2 protein-coding genes and 1 pseudogene are annotated in these 3430 nt (G+C 67.6%); all 3 read right to left on the reverse strand.

All coding sequences use genetic code 11. From position 1 onward, the window contains the following. Positions 1 to 279: 279 nt before the first annotated feature. On the reverse strand, positions 280 to 1695 hold the full coding sequence (locus ABZT06_RS50330) for an OFA family MFS transporter (protein ID WP_355756626.1): 1416 nt from the start codon (positions 1693 to 1695) through the stop codon (positions 280 to 282). A gap of 1 nt (position 1696) precedes the next feature. After that, positions 1697 to 3088: an OFA family MFS transporter gene (locus tag ABZT06_RS50335; RefSeq protein WP_355756629.1), complete on the reverse strand. Its 1392-nt coding sequence runs from the start codon at positions 3086 to 3088 to the stop codon at positions 1697 to 1699. Positions 3089 to 3262: 174 nt separating this feature from the next. After that, positions 3263 to 3430: pseudogene (locus ABZT06_RS50340) on the reverse strand (formyl-CoA transferase); the annotation flags it as partial.

Here is a 3430-nt window from a genome sequence, read left to right on the forward strand (position 1 = left end):
CCGAGCCGCCGAGCCGCCGAGCCGCCGAGCCGCCGAGCCGCCGAGCCGCCGAGCCCCCGAGCCCCCGAGCCCCCGAGCCCCCGAGCCCCCGAGCCCCCGAGGCCTGGCGAGGGATGTGCGCCGAGGCTGACGGAGCAGGGTGCCGGAATCCGTGGCCGCCGCGCCGCGCGTCCCGACCGCTGGACCTTGAAGCCGCGCGCTCCGAACCATCGGATGAGGCGGCCCCAGCCCGGCGACGGCCGAGGCGGAGGGCCGCCTGATCCGTTTCGACTTCCCGGCTCAGGCCGCGGCTTGCGGCTGCGGTGTCGTCGCCCCGTTCCGGGGCCGCCCCGGCTGCCGCAGCAGCAGCGCGATCGCCGCCGCGAGCATCGAGGTGACGCCGGCCAGCGCGTACGCCCCGTCGTAACCCCACGCCGTGACGACCATGGAGCCGAGGCCGCCGCCGAACAGGCCGCTGATCAGCTTGCCGCTGTACACCAGCCCGTAGTTGGAGGCGTTGTAGTTCTCCCCGAAGTAGTCGGGGGTGAGCGCCGCGAACAGCGGATAGAACGCGCCGCCCCCGAACCCGGACAGGAACGCGAACACCAGGAACAGCGACTCGCTCTTGATGTCACCCGCCCAGATCACCCCGAACTGCGCGAGGCCCAGGACGAGGATGACGAACACCAGGGTCGACTTGCGGCCCCACCTGTCGGACAGCCAGCCCACCACACCGCGCCCGATGCCGTTGATGACGGCCATGACACCCATCGAGGAGGCTGCCACCAGCGGGCCGAAACCGACCTCCTTGGCGTAGTCGACCTGGAAGGAGATCCCGAAGATCGACACTCCCGCGGTCATGACGAGGGCGATCCACATGAGGGGAAGCATGCCCGTCCTGACGGCCTCCTTCGGCGTGTACTGCCGTACCGCCGGAGGGTTCTTGGCGAGAGCACCGGCCCCCTTGTCGCCGCCACCGTGGGTGAGCGGGTCGATGTCCGCGGGCCACCAGTTCTTCGGCGGGTCCTTGAAGAAGAACGCGCACCCTACGACCACGATCAGGATGTAGCAGCCGATGAGGTCCAGGACGCGATGGTAATTGGCCGTGTCGAAGCCGTAGTTGAAGATGAAGATGAAGGGCAGCGATCCGTACGCGAAGCCCCCGTTGACGAACCCGGTCTTCGCTCCCCGGCGTTCGGGGAACCACTTGCCGACCATGTTGATGCAAGTCGCGTAGACGAGCCCGGCACCGATTCCGCCGACGACACCGAATCCCAGGATCGCCAGCAGGACGTTGTCGAGGTGGGACAGGGCGAGGAACCCGAGCAGACACATGCCCGAGCCGGTGTACATGGCCTGACGGGCCGTCAGGATGCCCTTCTCCCGCAGCCAGCCCGCCGGGAAGGCGATGCCGGCCTGGAAGAAGACCCAGACACTGAGGATCCAGAAGGTGTTGCTCTGCGTCCAGCCGTGGGCGTGGGACAGGGTGTCCTCGGCCGAGCCGTACGCGTACTCGAAGACGCTGATGGCCATCATGGTGAGCCAGGGCAGATACACCATGAGCTTGCGCGAGTGACCGAGGATGTCCCGGTCGGTCTCGCCGACGCGGTACACGCGGCCGCCCGCGTCGGTCACTTCTCGGTAGGGACGGTGTGCGGCGGTGGAGTGCGCGGTCTTGTCGGTGTCGCTGCGTGCTGCGTACGGATCTGCCGTCATGTCAGGCCATTTCCTCGCCGAGCGGTTGCGGGTTGGGGACGGTCCGACGGCTGGCCTGGGGCCTGCCGGGCGCCTTCAGGAACAGCGCGAGGACCGCGGACGCCAGGCCGATGGAGCCGGCCAGAACGAACGCGCCCTGGTAGTCCCAGACGCCGACCACGATCGAGCCGACACCGGAGCCGACGAGCCCCGAGATGAGCTTCGAGCTGTAGACCATGCCGTAGTTGGAGGCGTTGTTGTTCTCACCGAAGTAGTCGGCCGTCATCGCGGCGAACAGCGGGAAGATCGCGCCGCCGCCGAAGCCGGAGACCATGGAGCAGAACAGGAAGAACGGCATGCTGCCCATCTGGCCGGAGACCAGCACCCCGAACTGGGCGGTGCCCAGCACCAGACACACGATGATCAGGGTGTGGCGGCGCCCGAACTTGTCGGAGATCCAGCCGATCACCCCGCGCCCGGTGCCGTTGACGATCGCCTTCAGTGACATCGCGGTGGCCACGATCCCGCCCGCGAAGCCCATGTCCTTGCCGAACGGCACCTGGAAGGCGATGCCGAAGATGTTGATCCCGGCCGTGCACAGCAGGCAGAACCACATCATCCACAGGACGGGCGTGCGCGCCGCCTCCTTCGGGGTGTACTGCTTGACGGCCGGCGGGTTCTTCTCCAGCGCGCGCCGGATCTTCGGGTCGTCGGTCATCTTCAGCGGGTCGACGTGCGGCGGCCACCAGTTCTTCGGCGGGTCCTTGAAGAACCAGCCCGCGAACGCCACCACGGAGCAGCAGACCAGGCCCACCGTCACCAGGACGCCCCGGTAGTTGCTCAGGTCCATGTACGAGGTGAACAGGAAGACGAAGGGCACCGAGCCGTAGGCGAAACCGCCGTTGACCATGCCGGTCTTGCCGCCCTTGCGCTCCGGGAACCACTTGCCGACCATGTTCACGCAGGTCGCGTAGACAAGACCGGCGCCGATACCGCTGCACACACCGAAGCCCAGGTAGGCGACGATCACGTTCGGAGCGAACGCGAGCGAGAGATAGCCGAGGACGGTGCCCAGCGCGCCGAGCATCATCGCGTAACGGGCCGGAAGCTTCCCGCTCTCCCTGAGCTGCCCGGCCGGGAAGGCCACGGCCGCCTGGAAGAACACCCAGACGCCCATCAGCCAGAAGATGTGCCCACTGCTCCACAGATGCGCCTCGTGCAGCGTGTCCTCGGCCGACGTGAACGCGTACTCCGAGGAACTGATGCCCAGCATGCCCATCCACGGGAAGAGCACCATGGTCCATCGTGGTCGTCCCATGATGTGCCGGTCGGTCTCGCCGATCCGGAACACGCGGCCCCTGCGGTCCGTCACCTCCCTGAAGGTGGCGGACGACGAGTAGTCGATGGTCGTCATAGTCTTCAAGCACTCCTTGCGTCGAAAGATCTGGCCAGCGCCCCCTGTCCAAATTCCTTTCGTGCGCGCACGGATCCCCGGGGCCGGCCGACGCGCACCGCCGCCGGACCCCGTGCTCGTTCACGTCATGGACCACCGCCCAACGGCCCGCGAACGTGGCTGCGGTTGACCACGTCAGATCACCCCGCCCGACCTGAGCAGTCGCAACTCCTCGTCGCCGAGACCGAGTTCGCCGATGTAGATCTCCTCGTTGTGTTGGCCGAGGAGGGGTGGGGTGGTGATGGTGGTGGGGGAGTCGGAGAGTTTGAGGGGGTTGCCGACGGTGGTGAAGGTGCCGCGTTC

It is taken from the genome of Streptomyces sp. NPDC005483, assembly GCF_040606035.1.
Taxonomy (GTDB): Bacteria; Actinomycetota; Actinomycetes; order Streptomycetales; family Streptomycetaceae; genus Streptomyces.

Coding starts and splice junctions, on each gene's coding strand:
- ABZT06_RS50330 (WP_355756626.1), bottom strand. CDS start 1,695: ATGACGGCAGATCCGTACGCAGCACGCAGCGACACCGACAAGACCGCG.
- ABZT06_RS50335 (WP_355756629.1), bottom strand. CDS start 3,088: ATGACGACCATCGACTACTCGTCGTCCGCCACCTTCAGGGAGGTGACG.